The sequence below is a fragment of the Pantoea anthophila genome (genome assembly GCF_006494375.1).
Taxonomy (GTDB): domain Bacteria; phylum Pseudomonadota; class Gammaproteobacteria; order Enterobacterales; family Enterobacteriaceae; genus Pantoea; species Pantoea anthophila.
This window is the reverse complement of record NZ_VHIZ01000064.1, coordinates 107024-122398: the sequence shown is the minus strand read 5'-3', so window position 1 is coordinate 122398 and position 15375 is coordinate 107024. Positions and strand designations below refer to the sequence as shown.

Below are 15375 nucleotides of genomic sequence, written 5' to 3'. Positions count from 1 at the left end.
CGGCTTGCCCTTTTTCCGGCCCTGCACCTGCTCTCCCTGTACCCCGATAACCTAAAAATATAACCATTTCTGAGGCTTACTATGTCCACCGCACTGCTGTTAGCCATAGCGACCGCCAGCATTGTGATCCTACTGCTGCTGGTGATCAAAGCTAAAGTCCATCCGTTTGTCGCCCTGTTAATTGTCAGTCTGCTGGTGGCGATCGCCACGGGCATCCCGGCCGAAAAAATCATGGAGACGATTGTTACCGGTATGGGCGGGCTGCTCGGTCACATCACCATTATTATCGTTCTCGGTGCCATGCTCGGCGCGATCATCGAAGCCTCGGGGGGCGCCGAGTCGCTGGCGCAGCGTTTCAGTAAGACGCTGGGGTTAAAACGGACCGTGGCGGCCCTGACCATGGCGGCTTTTATCCTCGGAATCCCGGTCTTTTTTGAAGTAGGCTTCATCATTGTTATCCCGCTGATCTATGGATTTACCAAAGTGGCGCGGGTCTCACCCCTGAAGTTTGGCCTGCCGATGGCGGGCGTGATGCTGACGGTGCACGTGGCGCTGCCGACCCATCCCGGTGCCGCCGCCGCCGCGGGGATCCTGCACACCGACATGGGCTGGCTGATGATGCTGGGTATCGCCATTTCGATTCCGGTCGGGATCATCGGCTACTACGTGGCGAAGGTGATGAACCGTCGCCACTATCATCTTTCAGTGGACGTGCTCGAACAGCTGCAGATGGCAAAACCCGAGGGACAGGAAAAGAAGAATGAGCCCGCACCGCCTGGCGCGCTGACCATCAGCGGGCTGATTGTGGTGCCGATTGTCCTGATCGTGCTGGGCACGCTGTCCCACACCCTGATGGATGAGGGCAATCTGCTGCGGAGCGTGATGACCGTAATCGGTACCCCGCCCATTGCTCTGCTGATTGCTCTGGGCCTGGCGGCCTGGCTGCTGGGGGTACGCCGTGGCTGGAGCAAAGATAAGCTGGAAGACCTGACCGGCCGGGCGATCCCCACCTCCGCCAGTGTGATACTGGTGGCGGGTGCCGGTGGCGCTTTCGGCAAAGTGCTGGTGGAGTCGGGCGTCGGCAAAGCGCTGGCGGTCACGCTTGAGACACTGCATCTGCCGCTGGTGCCTGCTGCGTTCATCCTGTCGCTGGCGCTGCGTGCGTCACAGGGCTCCGCCACGGTGGCGATCCTGACAACCAGCGGATTGCTGACGCAGGCGGTGACCGGCGTATCGGACATGCAGCGGGTACTGGTGACGCTGGCGGCCTGCTTTGGCGGGCTGGGACTGTCACATGTCAATGACGCAGGTTTCTGGGTGGTGACGCGCTATCTTGGGCTGTCAGTGGCTGACGGCCTGCGCACCTGGACGGTACTGACCACCTTAATGGGGCTGAGCGGTTTCGCCCTGACCTGGCTGGCGTGGACGCTGCTGTAATCCACGACACAGCCCGGTGCCGGACCCGGCAGAGGATGCCGGGTGGCATTCAGGATTCAGGAGACCAGATCCTGCGCGTAGAGATAGAGCGCTTTCAGCTGTCCGAGTTTTTCCGCATCGGCTTCATGCAGACTGGCGAGCGACTCCAGCTCCTGCATAAACGCCTGCACCTGATCGCTGTTAAGCACTTCACGCCGATGCTGCAGCCAGCGCTGCTGCTCGGCATCATCCAGCGTGCCGGGGAAATTACGCGCCCGGTAGCGGAACAGCAGTTTCGCCACCCGCGCACTCTCGAAGGTCAGGTCCAGCGCCGGCAGATTCGCCGGGGCGGTCTGGCGGATGATGTTCATCCCCGCGCGATCCGCATCACTGAAGAAGCCATCATAGAGTTGCGTGTCTACGTCGTCTGATGGCGTAAACGGCTCGGCTTCGGCAAACAGCGTCACCAGTTTCTCCCGCACGTCGGGCTGCTGGCGCAGCAGGGCCAGATTCGCCAGACAGTGCTGACGATCGATGCCCAGCCGGGCAGCATCTTCCGGGCGCAGCGTGCTGGCCGGGGCCAGAACCGGACACTTATTGATATGCACCAGTTTAACCGGCACGGCCGGTAGATCGCCGAGATCGTTTTTCGCCGTATAGAGACGCTCACGCAGTGCAGCGGCATCCAGTTCCAGCAGCGGTGACATATCACCCGCCAGATCCACCACGATCAGCGCATTCCGGTTATCGGGATGCCAGGCCAGCGGCACAATCCAGCTGGTATTCCCGCGCGCGGCACCGAACATACCTGAGACATGCACCAGCGGCTTCATCTGCGGGATGTCGATCAGCGTCATCAGCTTGTTCTTGTTACGATGGGTGAACAAAAATTCAAACAGCTTTGGCTGTTTCTCCTTCACCAGCTTCGCCATCGCCAGCGTGGCGTACACATCGGACATCGCATCATGCGCATTTTCATGCGCCACGCCGTTGGCTTTAGTCAGATGCTCCAGCCGGAAGCTGGGAAAGCCTTCCTCATTCTCCGGCCAGTTGATGCCATCCGGCCGCAGCGCATAGCAGGCACGCATCACGTCGAGCAGGTCCCAGCGGGAATTGCCATTCTGCCAGCTCCAGCCATAGGGATCGTAGAAGTTGCGATAGAAGATATTGCGCGTGACTTCGTCGTCGAAGCGCACGTTGTTGTAGCCCACCACACAGGTTTGTTCCGTGGTAAACAGGGAATGGATACGTTCAGCAAACTCCGCTTCATTCACGCCGCGCGTCATCGCCACCTGAGGCGTGATACCGGTAATCATCACCGCTTCGGGCTGCGGCAGATAGTCATCAGGCAGACGGCAGTAGAAGACTTCGGGTTCACCCACCGGATTAAAGTCACTGTCAGTGCGCAGCCCGGCAAACTGAGCAGGCCGGTCGCGCGACGGGCTGGTGCCGAAGGTCTCGTAATCGTGAAAGAGGAAGGTAGGTTGTCCGGGGTCGTTTTTCAATGTGCGTTACCGTTCGTCATTTTTCATTAACTTGCTGAGTTAAAACAATTTTCATCATTTCATTGCCTGGCTTTGTTCACATTTGCCTTTCGTTGCTGTTCGCTGTTATACCGGCAACATCGTGTTCCGGATGCTTACCAGAAGCACATTATGCTGTGTACCAGAAATTATTAAGGCGCTGAGTGACCCTTAATTACGCTCCCTATATGGTAAACCATAATCCGGCCCGGCTGAAATTTCAGATGCTGATGGGCCGGGGACACATATCGTCAAACAGGGGGATACTGATTCAGTATCCCTACAAATTGAACGGTAAAAGCCCAGCGGCTGAGTTCAGTTGATATCCTGCACTTACTCTTCAGTATGCCTGCAATCGGATTAGAGCACTTGTAATACTGGGTGTATTTTGGTCGCAGATGCAGGGAGGCTGGTAGTAAAAAGGAGGATGGCGCGGTAATCGGTGATAGTTGGATGTGCGGTAGCGTGGTTAATAATACCCGTACTCATAAACCCTTTACGATGCTATTGGCTTTACTTTTTATCTGCCAGCATCAACCCGGCTTTCACCGGGTTTTTATTAATTACGCCGTATGTCTTTCATTCCATGCATCTGCATATTGAATATTACCATCTACGATCTTCCACGTTATTTTTTCATACTGAATGCTCACGCTTTCAGTATGATTCATCTTGTTATTTCCCTCAAGTTTAACATTAGGGACGCTACAATTAACGCCAGTGATTCTAACGTTTTCCATCAAGACGCTGTAATAACAAACTTCCTGGCCAGCATCGTTAATATTATAAAATTTTATCTCAGCACTTTTAAGTGTCTGGCCTGTGGCCGCAGCTTTATAGAGATAGGGCGTAGAGCTATCAACCTCTTTTTCTATCATCATGGGTGAATGATGCCGCGTACCCGTTATTTTACCGTTTGCGCTGTCTACAGGCAGATTTATACCGTGGCTGAGCCCGATAATTTCGATACTACCATCACGATCTTGCACGTCAACGGAACCTTTAATATCTGCGCCGCCGTCGTCCTTAAGCCACATATAGGGAGGAATTGGCATTCTAAGTGCTCCTTAATCTTCTGATTAACTTCATTGTTACGATATAAAAAAGAGTGCTGATAGTCAGCATTATAAATAAGTCTATATATGAATAGGCATCATATATAGAGTCAGCATTTTCATTATCATTGATAATTAATGCTAATTTCCTGGCCATTTCATAGTCAATGTAACATTCTGGCGAAGGCAAATCATGGCCAGTGCAATAAAACAGCACTACAAAATAAGCTAATCTGACAAAACTACGGGCAAGTTTTTTTATAGCCACCGGCCACCACCTCCACCCAGCCGCGTGCCATAAGTGACCGTTTACAGGGAACAGAAATAAGAGAAGTATTCATCAGAGCATTTCTGATCATTGCAAAATCTGAATTGTGTGCAATGGTAATGCAGCCCTTAGACACGGTTCCTGGATGGAGCCTGAAATTTCCCCGCTCAACCCCCTCTATCCATGTATAATCATCTATCCCCCAGTCATCGCGCCAGAGAGCAAACCAATCAGTTCTGCCGAACTCTCGACGACCCACCAGCTTATTCAGTCCATCATGGATTTCTGCTTTTTTTTGAGAGAACCAGTTACCTTCTCTGCGATCAACAATCCAGTATTTACCGGGAGGCGTGGGGCCAATGTCTGGAATAGCTGCGCAATTCGCATTGTTTCGATAGACGCCCAGCCCGGAGTGCGCCATAAAAACCCCAACGCCGTACAGATTAAATGGCGCGTAATCAGCGCCATTGAGAATCATTTTTCCATGTAGTGCCATGCTCAATCCCTTAGCAAAAAGTGAGAGTTAATTACTCACCGGATAAATCTCTGGCTGCCACCTGCTATAGCAAAGCAATTAACCTTACTAAAAATAAGGTCTTCAGGTTATATTGTAAACAGAAAAGTGATCTGATACGGGCTGTCAATACCTTTAAAATAACTGCACTTATGTTCTGCGCAATTAGGGGGGGTAAGAGGTAAGCATAAGATTTGAAGTGAGACACTTCCGTATTTCTGTCCGCTCTCTGCGCCTCTGCACGCAGCAGGGTGAGTGAAGATGGTTGTCTGTTACACGCCTCAATGATTCAGCGTAACCGAACCACTTTAGCGGTTCCGGGCCTGTCTCTATGGTAAACCATATTCTTATGCGCCTGAAGTTAAGGGATCTTCTCAGGAACGCAGAGGCACCCCGGTTCATACTTTTTTTCAATTTATTCAAACCTTCACAACGCTTTTGCCGTAAAACGTGCGGCTGTTTCCGTTTCGTTTTAGAAATTTTCTCTCCCGTGTAATTAAGGATGAAGTGTTGAAAAGGCGTCTGCTGTTCACCGTTACCGCTACTGTTTTTTGGGCCTCGCTGGCACAGGCCGATGCAATCCCGTTTCCTGTGACGCCGCCGGCGATTGATGCCGCTTCCTGGGTGCTGATGGATGCCATGACCGGGCAGGTTCTGACTGCCGGTAATCCCGATGAGCGCCGCAATCCCGCCAGCCTGACCAAACTGATGACCGGCTACGTGGTCGACCGCGCCATTGACCAGAAGAAAATCAGCCGTGACGACATGGTTACGGTGGGAAAAGATGCGTGGGCGGCCGGAAATCCGGTGTTCAAAGGCTCCTCGCTGATGTTCCTGAAGCCCGGCGATAAGCTGAGCGTCCGGGATTTAAGCCGCGGGGTCATCATTGATTCCGGGAATGACGCCTGCGTGGCCCTGGCCGATTATGTCGCAGGCAGCGAAGCAAATTTCGTCGGCATGATGAACCACTATGTTGAGAAACTCGGGCTGCAGAATACCCATTTTGAAACGGTGCACGGTCTGGATGCGCCGGGTCAGTACTCCAGCGCACTGGATATGGCGAAACTCTCCCGCGCGATTATTGACGGTGAGCCTGACTTCTACGCGATGTACAGTGAGAAGACCCTGACCTGGAATGGCATCACCCAGAACAACCGTAATGGTCTGCTGTGGGACAATAATCTGCATGTCGACGGGCTGAAAACCGGCCACACCGAAACGGCCGGGTTTAACATCATCGCCTCTAACGTGGTGGGTAAGCATCGCCTGATTGCTGTCGTGATGGGCGGGAAAAGCGCGAAAGGGCGTGAAGAGCAGGCGCGTAAACTGCTGGTCTGGGGCCAGAACACCTTCGATACCGTTCAGCTGTTCCACGCCGGTAAGAAGATTGGCAGCGAAAACGTCTGGTACGGCAATCCGCATCAGGTCGAGGTCGGCACTGCAGAGGATATCTATCTGTCGCTGCCGCGCAGTGAAGTGCAGAACGTGAAAGCGAAATATGTTATCGACCGCAAAGATCTGGAGGCGCCGCTGAAAGCCAATGAGGTGATCGGTGAAATTCAGGTGATGGATAAAGATCAGGAGATCGCCCACTATCCGCTGGTGGCGCTGAGTGCGGTTGAACCCGCCGGTGTCATTACCCGCCTGACCGACTATCTCAAACAGAAGTTCTGATCGGTCAATGGGTCACCACTGAAACGGGCAGCCTCTGAGCTGCCCGTTTTTACAGGGGGACAGCTTCCCGTCTGAACCGGCGTCCGTCAAAGTTAACGAGCAGTAATAAATTGTTTTTAATTTACAGGCAGCAATGTGAGCCGGATGTTGATATTTGTAAGATAACGTCAAAATGGTCTGGAAATAGCGGGCGCAGGCTAAGCCTGAACCCCGTTCGGGGTTAAGATAGCGGCAACATAATCCCGCAACCGGAAAGTCACTTTGCGTTCTGATAAACCCATTTCAAAACTGGAATTCTGGTTTTACCGTCACTATCGCGCCGTCCATGGCGTGCGCATTGCCATCGCCTTTTTGCTCTGCTTTATCTTTGTCCGGGCCACTCATATCCCTGAAGGCACCTGGCCCCTGATTACGCTGGTGGTGGTGATGGGCCCCATCTCTACGTGGGGAAACGTCTTCCCACGCGCCCTGCAGCGCATCAGCGGCACCGTAGCCGGCTCGATTTCCGGTCTGATTGCGCTAAAGCTGGAGCTGATCTCCATGCCGATGATGCTGGCGTGGTGCGGCATGATCATGTTCATCAGTGGCTTCCTGACGCTGGGCAAGCACCCCTATATGGCGTTGCTGATCGGGATTACGCTCAGCGTCGTCGTCGGGGCACCGACCGGTGACTTCACGATGGCGCTGTGGCGCGGCGGGGATGTGATTCTGGGGTCGCTGATGGCGCTGCTGTTCACCGCTATCTGGGCGCAGCGCGCCTATACCCACTGGCGCATCCAGCTCTCTGACACGCTGGCGGAGATGGCAAAAATTTACCACGCCGGTTTCTCACCCAATCTGGTCGAAAAGCCGCGCCTTAACAAGCCGCTGGGCAAATTGCTGAGCAGCGTCATCAAAATGCGGTCGCTGCTGGAGCCGTCCAGCAAAGAGACGCGCATCCCGAAGTCGGTGCTTGAAGCCATTCAGACCATTAACCGTAATATGGTTTACACCATTGAGATGCAGATTAATGCCTGGTGGGCGTCGCGTGAAAGTCACCTGATTATGCTCAATGCACCCGCCTTACGCCGCACCCAGCAGATGACCGAGAACACGCTGCGGGCGCTGTCCGTCATGGCAATCGAGGGGGAAACGGAAGAGGTGGTCGCCAACAGTCATGAACTCACCGAAATCAGTGATGAACTGCGGCGCCTGATTGCGGAGGCGGGCAGCGACGCGCTGGAGGAGACGCCGATCTACGGCTACGTCTGGCTGACGCTGGAACTGGCGAAACAGCTGGAGCGGATGACCGATCTGATGCGGATGGCGCTGCGCAAATAATCACCTCAGACAATGACTTAATGTGAAACGGGGTTTCTTTGCGCTAAGATAAGAGCCAGTCTGAATTTAGCTGTGAAAATTGCTTACCTGGCGGGCTAGCCGCTAAGCTGATCGTTTTGACTCTATCCCTGCGTCAGCAGGCTTAAAGAAAGGTGCCATCATGGAAAATGCCAAGCAGTCATTTCAGGACGTACTGGAGTTCGTGCGTATGTTCCGCCGCAAAAACAAACTGCAGCGTGAAATTGTCGACAACGAGAAGAAAATTCGTGACAACCAGAAGCGCGTTCTGCTGCTCGACAACCTGAGCGAATACATCAAGCCGGGCATGAGCGTTGAGGCTATTCAGGAGATCATTGCCAGCATGCGCGTGGATTATGAAGATCGCGTGGATGAGTACATCATCAAAAACGCCGACCTCTCAAAAGAGCGTCGCGAGCTGTCGAAAAAGATCAAAGCTATGGGCGTGGGTGAACATCCGAAAGCCTGATAGCCGATAACGGAGCGCAGCGGCTCCGGTTACTGAAGATGACCCGCATCCACCCCGGTGGCGCGGGTTTTTTTATGGCGGCTGGCAGAGCTGGTGCTACTGGCCGGACAGCCGACGGGCGATCGCCTGAAGCTGCTGGGACAGCGCAGCTAAATCGAGCGAGTTATCGGCTGGCGGGGCGGTGGTTTCCCGGATAACCAGCGTGGTTTCCAGCGCAGCGTCAGAAACCTCTTCGCCGCGCAGCCGGGCCAGCATCCGCTCAACGCTCTGCGCGCCCAGATAATGCAAATCCTGGCGCACCGTGGTCAGCGGCGGCTGATACCAGGCGCTTTCCGCAGTGTCATCATAACCAATCACTGAGATCTCGCCCGGAATCGCCACCCCATACTGATGCAGCGCCCGCATCGCACCCAGCGCCATCTGATCGTTCGCCACCAGCAGCGCCTGGGGCAGGGCGTCCGGCAGCTGCGACATCAGCGCCTGATAGCCCGACTGCGCGCTCCAGTCGCCGCGCAGAGAACAGTGCGGCGTAAGCTGATGATCGGCCAGCGCCTGAAGCCAGGCCGCTTCACGCTGACGCGCCGAGACCGACCGCAGCGGCCCGTTGAGCAGGCCAATCCGGCGATGACCCAGCGCCACCAGATGTTCAACCGCGGCGCGCGCGCCGGAGGCGTTCGGATACTGACACTGCGCCACCGCGGCACGCGGTTCGACATCCAGAAACAGCACCGGCTTACTGCCACACAACAGCTGAATCTGCTGCGCCTCATCTGCCGCCAGCGGCAGGTTGATCAGCAGTCCGTCAACCCGCTGCGCCAGCAGTTCATTCACGGTAGCGGCCGCATCATGACCGCTCTCCATCGCAATCACCAGATGATACCCCGCGGCGGCGGCCCGTTGCTGGATCGCCGAGGCGATCTGAGCCGGTGCCATCAGCGCCAGGTCGCTGGTAGCCAGACCCAGCGTGCGCGTCGCCTTGCCTGCCAGCTGCTGTGCCACGCGATTAGGCACATAATTGAGCTGCTGCATCGCCGCCTCAACCCTTTCCCGCGTGCGGGCTGACACCTGTTCAGAACGGTTTAAAACACGTGAAACGGTTTGGTATGAGACGCCGGCCAGTTGCGCGACATCATCAAGGGTCACGGAGCGGGAAGTCATTGCACTCTCCAAAAGATGAAGCGCCGAGTGTAACAAAATTTCCTGCCACACTGCTGCTGCTCATTACACATTCACTCTTTTGCCAGCCGGGACCCATGCGGCCCCGGTCAGAACGGATTATCGCTATCCGGCTTAGCGCTGCTGCAGATAGACCTGCAGATTCACATCGACCGCGTTAAGCAGCGGAGTCATCAGACCTTTTCGTTTTGCCCGCAGCAGCAGGTCACCGATCACCTGATCGGCTTCGATATCAAATCCCTGAGTCAGGTCACGATACATCGAGGAGGTCATCGGGGTCTCCGGGTTATTCAGCAGTTCAAAAATGCGGGCGGTGACGGCCGGACGCGGCTGATACCCCTCGGCGGAAATCACCGCCAGAATCTCGCTGAAGATCCCCTGCAGCAGCGCTTCGCCCCCGCGGGTGGTCAGTATCTGCTGCGTATCGCCACGCGCCAGGCAGCAGACCGCCCCGAGCGTACTCAGCAGCAGCCACTTCTCCCACAGCTCATCCATAATGTTATCGCTGAAGCGGTTATCGACCTGACTGGTGCGCAGGGCGGCGTCAACCCGCTGCAGGCGCGCATCGTTATTGCCATCCAGCGCACCGTAATAAAGCTGATGCAGCGGTGTCATCTGGATCACTTCACCGCTGTCACCCAGCGTGGCGTTGATTTTGCACAGGCCGCCTATCACCTTATTGTCACCGAAACGCTGCTGCAGTGTCGCGATGTGTCGCATCCCGTTGAGAATCGGCATGATCAGCGTGTCAGGGCCGACCGCAGGCGCGATATCCTCCATGAGCTGTTCAAGCGCAAAACTCTTTACGGTAATTATGATCAGGTCATAGTGGTCGCTCAGCGAGCGGGCCTGGATCAGCTGCGGCTCCAGCTTTTCCGTTCCCTGCGGCGTCTGTAACACCAGTCCATTCGTCTGCAGCTGCTGAAAACGGCGTTCGCGCACCAGAAACGTGACGTCCTGACCCGCCTGAGCCAGTCGGGCACCAAAATATCCGCCGGTCGCGCCGGCTCCTGCCATCAGAATGCGCATCTGCATCTCCCGTTGCTGAAAACCTCTACCTTAAAGCGGTGTGAGCGGGCTTACCAGTGCTGACGTCAGCAGAAAAGGATCGATGCGGGTCGTCACCGACGGGCAGAGCAGGGCTTTCGTTGACGGAGCGGCGGGCCGGAAGGGCGTAAAACGTTAAAGCCGGGGGAGGCCCTGCGCAGCCGCGTCATGCTCCCAGTCCAGCACAATCTGATAATCGTCCCGCTCTGCCGGGCTGAATCCGCCGATCAGATTGTCGTTGCAGACGCCACGCCAGGCCGTCTCCTGCACCAGTTGATGCAGCGCCAGCCGGAGATGTGCCAGCCGGGTGGAGGAGGTTGACGCTGCCGTGATCAGCGGCAGTCCGGGTGCCCGGGGTGTTTCACCGATTATATGCAGGCCATCCAGTGCTTCCGGTTCATAACGCGCCAGCAGCGCCCAGCTGACGCAGTCGATCGCAGCAATATCGGCATCGCCTTGCTGCAACGCAGCCAGCGACCGGCGATGCCCCCCGCTCAGGATGAGCTGAGAAAAGGTGACGCCCTGACGCGCCGCGACAAACCGCAGTGCGTTATAGCCGGAGTGAGAGTCCAGGCTGTTCGCCACCGCCCGCTGGTCAGTGAAATCGGCCAGCGTCGCCTGTTCATCCCGCGCCACCAGCCAGCTACGATAGTCGCGACCGCTGCAGCCGGGCGCCCGATAGTGAAAGGTGCCGACAGGATGGACCGCGGTAAGCCGGGTGACCAGTGGATAGCCACAGGTCTGACTCAGCAGCAGATGCGCATCCTGCCAGTGTGCCTGCAGGTCGTCAGGCCAGACCGGCTGCGCTTCTATGCCACGCCGGGCCAGCAGCGTCTTAATGGCCTGTATCAGCGCCCGGGTGGCAGGCGGGTGAATCGCGTACATGGGCAGCGCGAGCCGGTTAGTCATCAGGTTTCTCCCGGTCAGGATAGGGTAGTCCCCCCGCGCGAAGATCGGGCTGCATCAGGGGATAAATAAGCAAAGCAGATAATCAGCCTGGCTATGTCGAAATTCCTGAATATAGCGCTGAAAGATATTGACTATCAGTTGTGGCGCGGAGGGCGTAACCTTTGCCTATCAGAAATTGCTTTACATCCACGGGCGTTTATCCCGTCAGGAGAATGACAGATGAAAAATATCGGCTTCTTATCTTTTGGTCACTGGACCCCCTCTTCACAGTCTGCCACCCGCACGGCGCAGGATGTATTACTGCAGTCGATCGACTTAGCGGTTGCCGCGGAAGAGCTGGGTGCCGATGGCGCTTACTTCCGTGTCCACCACTTTGCCCGTCAGCTCAGCTCACCGTTTCCGCTGCTGGCGGCGGTCGCGGCACGCACCAGCCGGATTGAGATCGGCACTGGCGTAATCGACATGCGTTACGAAAACCCGCTCTATATGGTGGAAGATGCCAGCGCGGCCGATCTGATCTCCAACGGTCGTCTGCAGCTTGGTCTGAGCCGCGGCTCACCGGAGCAGGTGATTGATGGCTGGCGCTACTTTGGTTTTGAACCTAAACCAGGGGAAAGCGATGCCGATATGGGCCGTCGTCACACCGAGGAGTTTCTGGAGGTGCTGCGTGGAGAAGGCTTTGCTAAGCCGAACCCTCAGCCGATGTTCCCGAACCCGCCAGGTCTGCTGCGCCCGGAGCCGCTGTCTGAAGGGTTACGCGACCGTATCTGGTGGGGCTCCGGCTCCAACGCAACGGCGGAGTGGGCGGCGAAAATGGGCATGAACCTGCAGAGTTCGACGCTGAAAGATGATGAAACGGGCGAGCCGTTCCACATTCAGCAGGCGAAGCAGATCCGCGCCTACCGTGAAGCCTGGAAAGCGGCGGGGCATCAGCATACCCCTCGTGTCTCTGTCAGCCGCAGCATCTTTGCGCTGGTCAACGACATGGACCGCGCTTACTTTGGCCGCAGTGGCAACGACCGTGACTCTGTCGGTTTTCTCGATGAGAAAACCCGCGCCATCTTTGGCCGCAGCTATGCCGCTGAGCCAGAGGTATTGATTAAGCAACTGGCGCAGGATGAGGCGATTGCTGAAGCCGATACGCTGCTGCTTACCGTGCCAAATCAGCTGGGTGTGGCTTATAACGCCCATGTGATTGAAGCGATTCTGAAGTACGTAGCCCCGGAGCTGGGCTGGCGTTAATGACCGGCAGCGCTCTCCTGCGGAGGGCGCTGCGGTTTTATTCCTGATCCGATCCCCTCGTCAGCCCCACCTCTTTTCTCTTCCGCTCTGCCTGTTCTTTTTTCTCTGTATCCCCACGCCTTTTCCAGACTGTTCTGGCAACAGAGCATGCGCGCTTAATGCACCGGATTGCGTCACCGGTCAGCAACTCTTTCATCAGCCGGTTGTTAAACGCGTTTTGTCAGAATAGTCTGATGAAGAACGGTGTCGTTTCGCTGAAGCTGACGCGGATAACAGCCGTTTGCCATCGTTGGGAGCTGTTAAATAAGACCTTATTCAAAGGGGTAGGCTATCAATCATATAGGATAAGACAGGTGTGCCTGCCTGAAAATCCTCTATAGAGTAGCGATGAAAATACAAAAAGAGGTGTGACCATGAGCAATTCCATTGATGAAGATGCAAAAGATGCAAAGCCAATCGTCGAAGCCGACCGTGAAGCTGACCGCGAAGCACCAGCGGGCAAATGCCCCTTTCATGCAGGGAAGTCAGCGCAGCCAAATCAGGCGCCGGGCGGCGGAACAACGAACCGTGACTGGTGGCCTAATCAGCTGCGCGTTGACCTGCTGAATCAGCACTCATCCCGTTCAAACCCCCTTGATGAATCCTTCGATTACCGCAAAGAATTTGCAAAATTAGACTACTCAGCGCTGAAAGCGGACATCAAAGGGTTGCTCACGGAGTCACAGGCCTGGTGGCCCGCTGACTGGGGCAGCTATATCGGTCTCTTTATTCGTATGGCCTGGCACAGCGCCGGAACCTATCGCTCCGTGGACGGACGTGGTGGTTCAGGTCGTGGTCAGCAACGTTTCGCTCCGTTAAACTCCTGGCCGGACAACGTCAGCCTGGATAAAGCCCGCCGCCTGCTGTGGCCGGTAAAACAGAAGTATGGTCAGAAGATCTCCTGGGCCGACCTCTACATCCTGGCGGGTAACGTCGCGCTGGAAAATTCCGGCTTCCGCACCTTTGGCTTTGGTGCCGGACGTGAAGATGTCTGGGAACCGGATATGGATGTGAACTGGGGCGAAGAAGCGACCTGGCTGGAACACCGTCATCCGGAATCGCTGGCGCAGTCACCGCTTGGCGCGACCGAGATGGGTCTGATTTACGTTAACCCGGAAGGCCCGGAACACAGTGGCGATCCCGCTTCTGCCGCCCCGGCTATTCGTGCCACCTTTGGCAATATGGGCATGAACGACGAAGAGATCGTGGCACTGATTGCGGGTGGCCACACGCTGGGTAAAACCCACGGTGCCGCTCCGGCCAGCCATGTCGGTGTCGACCCGGAAACCGCCCCGATTGAAGCGCAGGGTCTGGGCTGGGTCAACAGCCACGGCAGCGGCGTAGGTGCCGATGCGATTACCTCTGGCCTGGAAGTGATCTGGTCGCAGACGCCTACCCAGTGGAGCAACTATTTCTTCGAGAACCTGTTCAAATATGAGTGGGTGCAGACGCGCAGCCCGGCAGGCGCTATCCAGTTTGAAGCGGTCAATGCGCCGGAAATTATCCCGGATGCCTTTGACACGGCGAAAAAACATAAGCCGACCATGCTGGTGACCGACCTGACGCTGCGTTTTGATCCGGAATTTGAAAAAATTTCGCGTCGCTTCCTCAACGACCCGCAGGCGTTCAACGAAGCGTTTGCCCGTGCATGGTTTAAGCTGACGCACCGTGATATGGGGCCGAAAGCGCGCTACATCGGACCTGAAGTACCACAGGAAGATCTGATCTGGCAGGATCCGCTGCCTGCACCGGTTTATCATCCGACCGTCGCGGATATTGCGCAGCTGAAAGAGAAGATTGCCGCATCCGGTCTCAGCGTCAGCGAGCTGGTTTCCGTTGCCTGGGCCTCGGCGTCAACCTTCCGCGGTGGCGACAAACGGGGTGGTGCCAACGGTGCCCGACTGGCACTGCTGCCGCAGCGCGAGTGGGACGTTAACGCCGTTGCGGCGCGCGTGCTGCCGACGCTGGAAGCGGTTCAGCGTGAAGTGAACAAGGCTTCGCTGGCGGATGTGATTGTGCTGGCCGGTGTTGTCGGGGTTGAGCAGGCGGCGAAAGCGGCAGGCGTGACCGTCGACGTGCCCTTTACGCCAGGACGTGTCGATGCGCGTCAGGATCAGACCGACATTGAGTCGTTCAACCTGCTTAAACCGCGTGCCGATGGTTTCCGTAACTACGGCACCGGCTTCGGCAAAACCACCACCGAAAACCTGCTGATCGACAAGGCGCAGCAGCTGACCCTGACCGTGCCGGAGTTAACGGTACTGGTGGGCGGGATGCGTGCTCTGGGCGCTAATTTCGATGGCAGCCAGCACGGCATCTTCACGGACAAGGTGGGTTCGCTGAACACGGACTTCTTTGTCAATCTGCTGGATATGCGCACCGAGTGGAAGGCTGCCGATGCGAGCAACGAGTCCTTTATCGGACGCGATCGCGTCAGCGGTGAAACCCGCTACACCGCGACCCGCGCCGATCTGGTGTTCGGCTCCAACGCGGTGTTACGCGCCTCGGCGGAAGTTTACGCCAGCAGCGACGCCCGTGAAAAATTCGTCAAAGACTTTGTGGCCGCCTGGACCAAAGTGATGAATCTGGATCGCTTTGAACTCTGATAGCTGTTGATGTTGTGAAATCTGAACCCGCTGATGTCAGCGGGTTTTTTTTTGTCTGAAAACAGCTGCGAGACAGCAATTCCAAAGCTTCTGTCGGAC

At 56.2% G+C, this 15375-nt stretch carries 12 protein-coding genes; 6 read left to right on the top strand and 6 right to left on the bottom strand.

Annotation, left to right across the window (positions count from 1 at the left end):
* Positions 1-81 precede the first annotated feature (81 nt).
* A complete protein-coding gene (locus FJW00_RS20965; RefSeq protein WP_111208601.1) occupies positions 82-1437 on the top strand; it encodes a GntP family transporter in 1356 nt (451 codons plus the stop codon).
* A gap of 56 nt (positions 1438-1493) precedes the next feature.
* On the opposite strand, the gene sbcB is transcribed toward FJW00_RS20965, so the two are convergent.
* The 3 genes from sbcB to FJW00_RS20945 all read right to left on the bottom strand — a co-directional run bounded on the left by sbcB (position 1494) and on the right by FJW00_RS20945 (position 4758).
* The gene (gene sbcB / locus FJW00_RS20960; protein ID WP_140925570.1) at positions 1494-2921 is read right to left on the bottom strand and encodes an exodeoxyribonuclease I; all 1428 of its coding nucleotides are present in this window, start codon (positions 2919-2921) and stop codon (positions 1494-1496) included.
* Positions 2922-3502: 581 nt separating this feature from the next.
* Positions 3503-3994 carry an Hcp family type VI secretion system effector gene (locus FJW00_RS20955; protein ID WP_140925569.1) on the bottom strand — a complete coding sequence of 164 codons (492 nt, stop codon included), beginning with the start codon at positions 3992-3994 and terminating at the stop codon, positions 3503-3505.
* A gap of 242 nt (positions 3995-4236) precedes the next feature.
* On the bottom strand, positions 4237-4758 hold the full coding sequence (locus FJW00_RS20945; protein ID WP_046102169.1) for a DUF2778 domain-containing protein: 522 nt from the start codon (positions 4756-4758) through the stop codon (positions 4237-4239).
* Positions 4759-5286: 528 nt separating this feature from the next.
* On the opposite strand from FJW00_RS20945, the gene dacD reads away from it, so the two are divergent.
* The 3 genes from dacD to tmaR all read left to right on the top strand — a co-directional run bounded on the left by dacD (position 5287) and on the right by tmaR (position 8257).
* A complete protein-coding gene (dacD, locus tag FJW00_RS20940) occupies positions 5287-6450 on the top strand; it encodes a serine-type D-Ala-D-Ala carboxypeptidase DacD (RefSeq protein WP_009089351.1) in 1164 nt (387 codons plus the stop codon).
* Between the two features lie 261 nt (positions 6451-6711).
* Entirely contained in the window at positions 6712-7770 is a 1059-nt protein-coding gene (locus FJW00_RS20935; protein WP_058956660.1) for an FUSC family protein, read from the top strand.
* A gap of 160 nt (positions 7771-7930) precedes the next feature.
* Complete coding sequence (gene tmaR / locus FJW00_RS20930) at positions 7931-8257, top strand: PTS system regulator TmaR (RefSeq protein WP_004571340.1); 327 nt, start codon at positions 7931-7933, stop codon at positions 8255-8257.
* Positions 8258-8353: 96 nt separating this feature from the next.
* Here the strand turns inward: tmaR and FJW00_RS20925 are convergent, their stop codons facing one another.
* The 3 genes from FJW00_RS20925 to FJW00_RS20915 all read right to left on the bottom strand — a co-directional run bounded on the left by FJW00_RS20925 (position 8354) and on the right by FJW00_RS20915 (position 11389).
* Positions 8354-9415: a LacI family DNA-binding transcriptional regulator gene (locus FJW00_RS20925; protein WP_140028958.1), complete on the bottom strand. Its 1062-nt coding sequence runs from the start codon at positions 9413-9415 to the stop codon at positions 8354-8356.
* A gap of 132 nt (positions 9416-9547) precedes the next feature.
* Positions 9548-10462, bottom strand: coding sequence for a ketopantoate reductase family protein (locus FJW00_RS20920; protein WP_140925567.1), 915 nt, complete (start codon positions 10460-10462; stop codon positions 9548-9550).
* 153 nt (positions 10463-10615) lie between these two features.
* On the bottom strand, positions 10616-11389 hold the full coding sequence (locus FJW00_RS20915) for a phosphate/phosphite/phosphonate ABC transporter substrate-binding protein (RefSeq protein ID WP_140925566.1): 774 nt from the start codon (positions 11387-11389) through the stop codon (positions 10616-10618).
* A gap of 219 nt (positions 11390-11608) precedes the next feature.
* Here FJW00_RS20915 and FJW00_RS20910 point away from each other — a divergent pair, with 219 nt between their 5' ends.
* Both FJW00_RS20910 and katG read left to right on the top strand, forming a co-directional pair.
* Positions 11609-12631 carry an LLM class flavin-dependent oxidoreductase gene (locus FJW00_RS20910; protein ID WP_046102167.1) on the top strand — a complete coding sequence of 341 codons (1023 nt, stop codon included), beginning with the start codon at positions 11609-11611 and terminating at the stop codon, positions 12629-12631.
* A gap of 413 nt (positions 12632-13044) precedes the next feature.
* Positions 13045-15276: a catalase/peroxidase HPI gene (gene katG, locus FJW00_RS20905; RefSeq protein ID WP_111208604.1), complete on the top strand. Its 2232-nt coding sequence runs from the start codon at positions 13045-13047 to the stop codon at positions 15274-15276.
* Positions 15277-15375 lie beyond the last annotated feature (99 nt).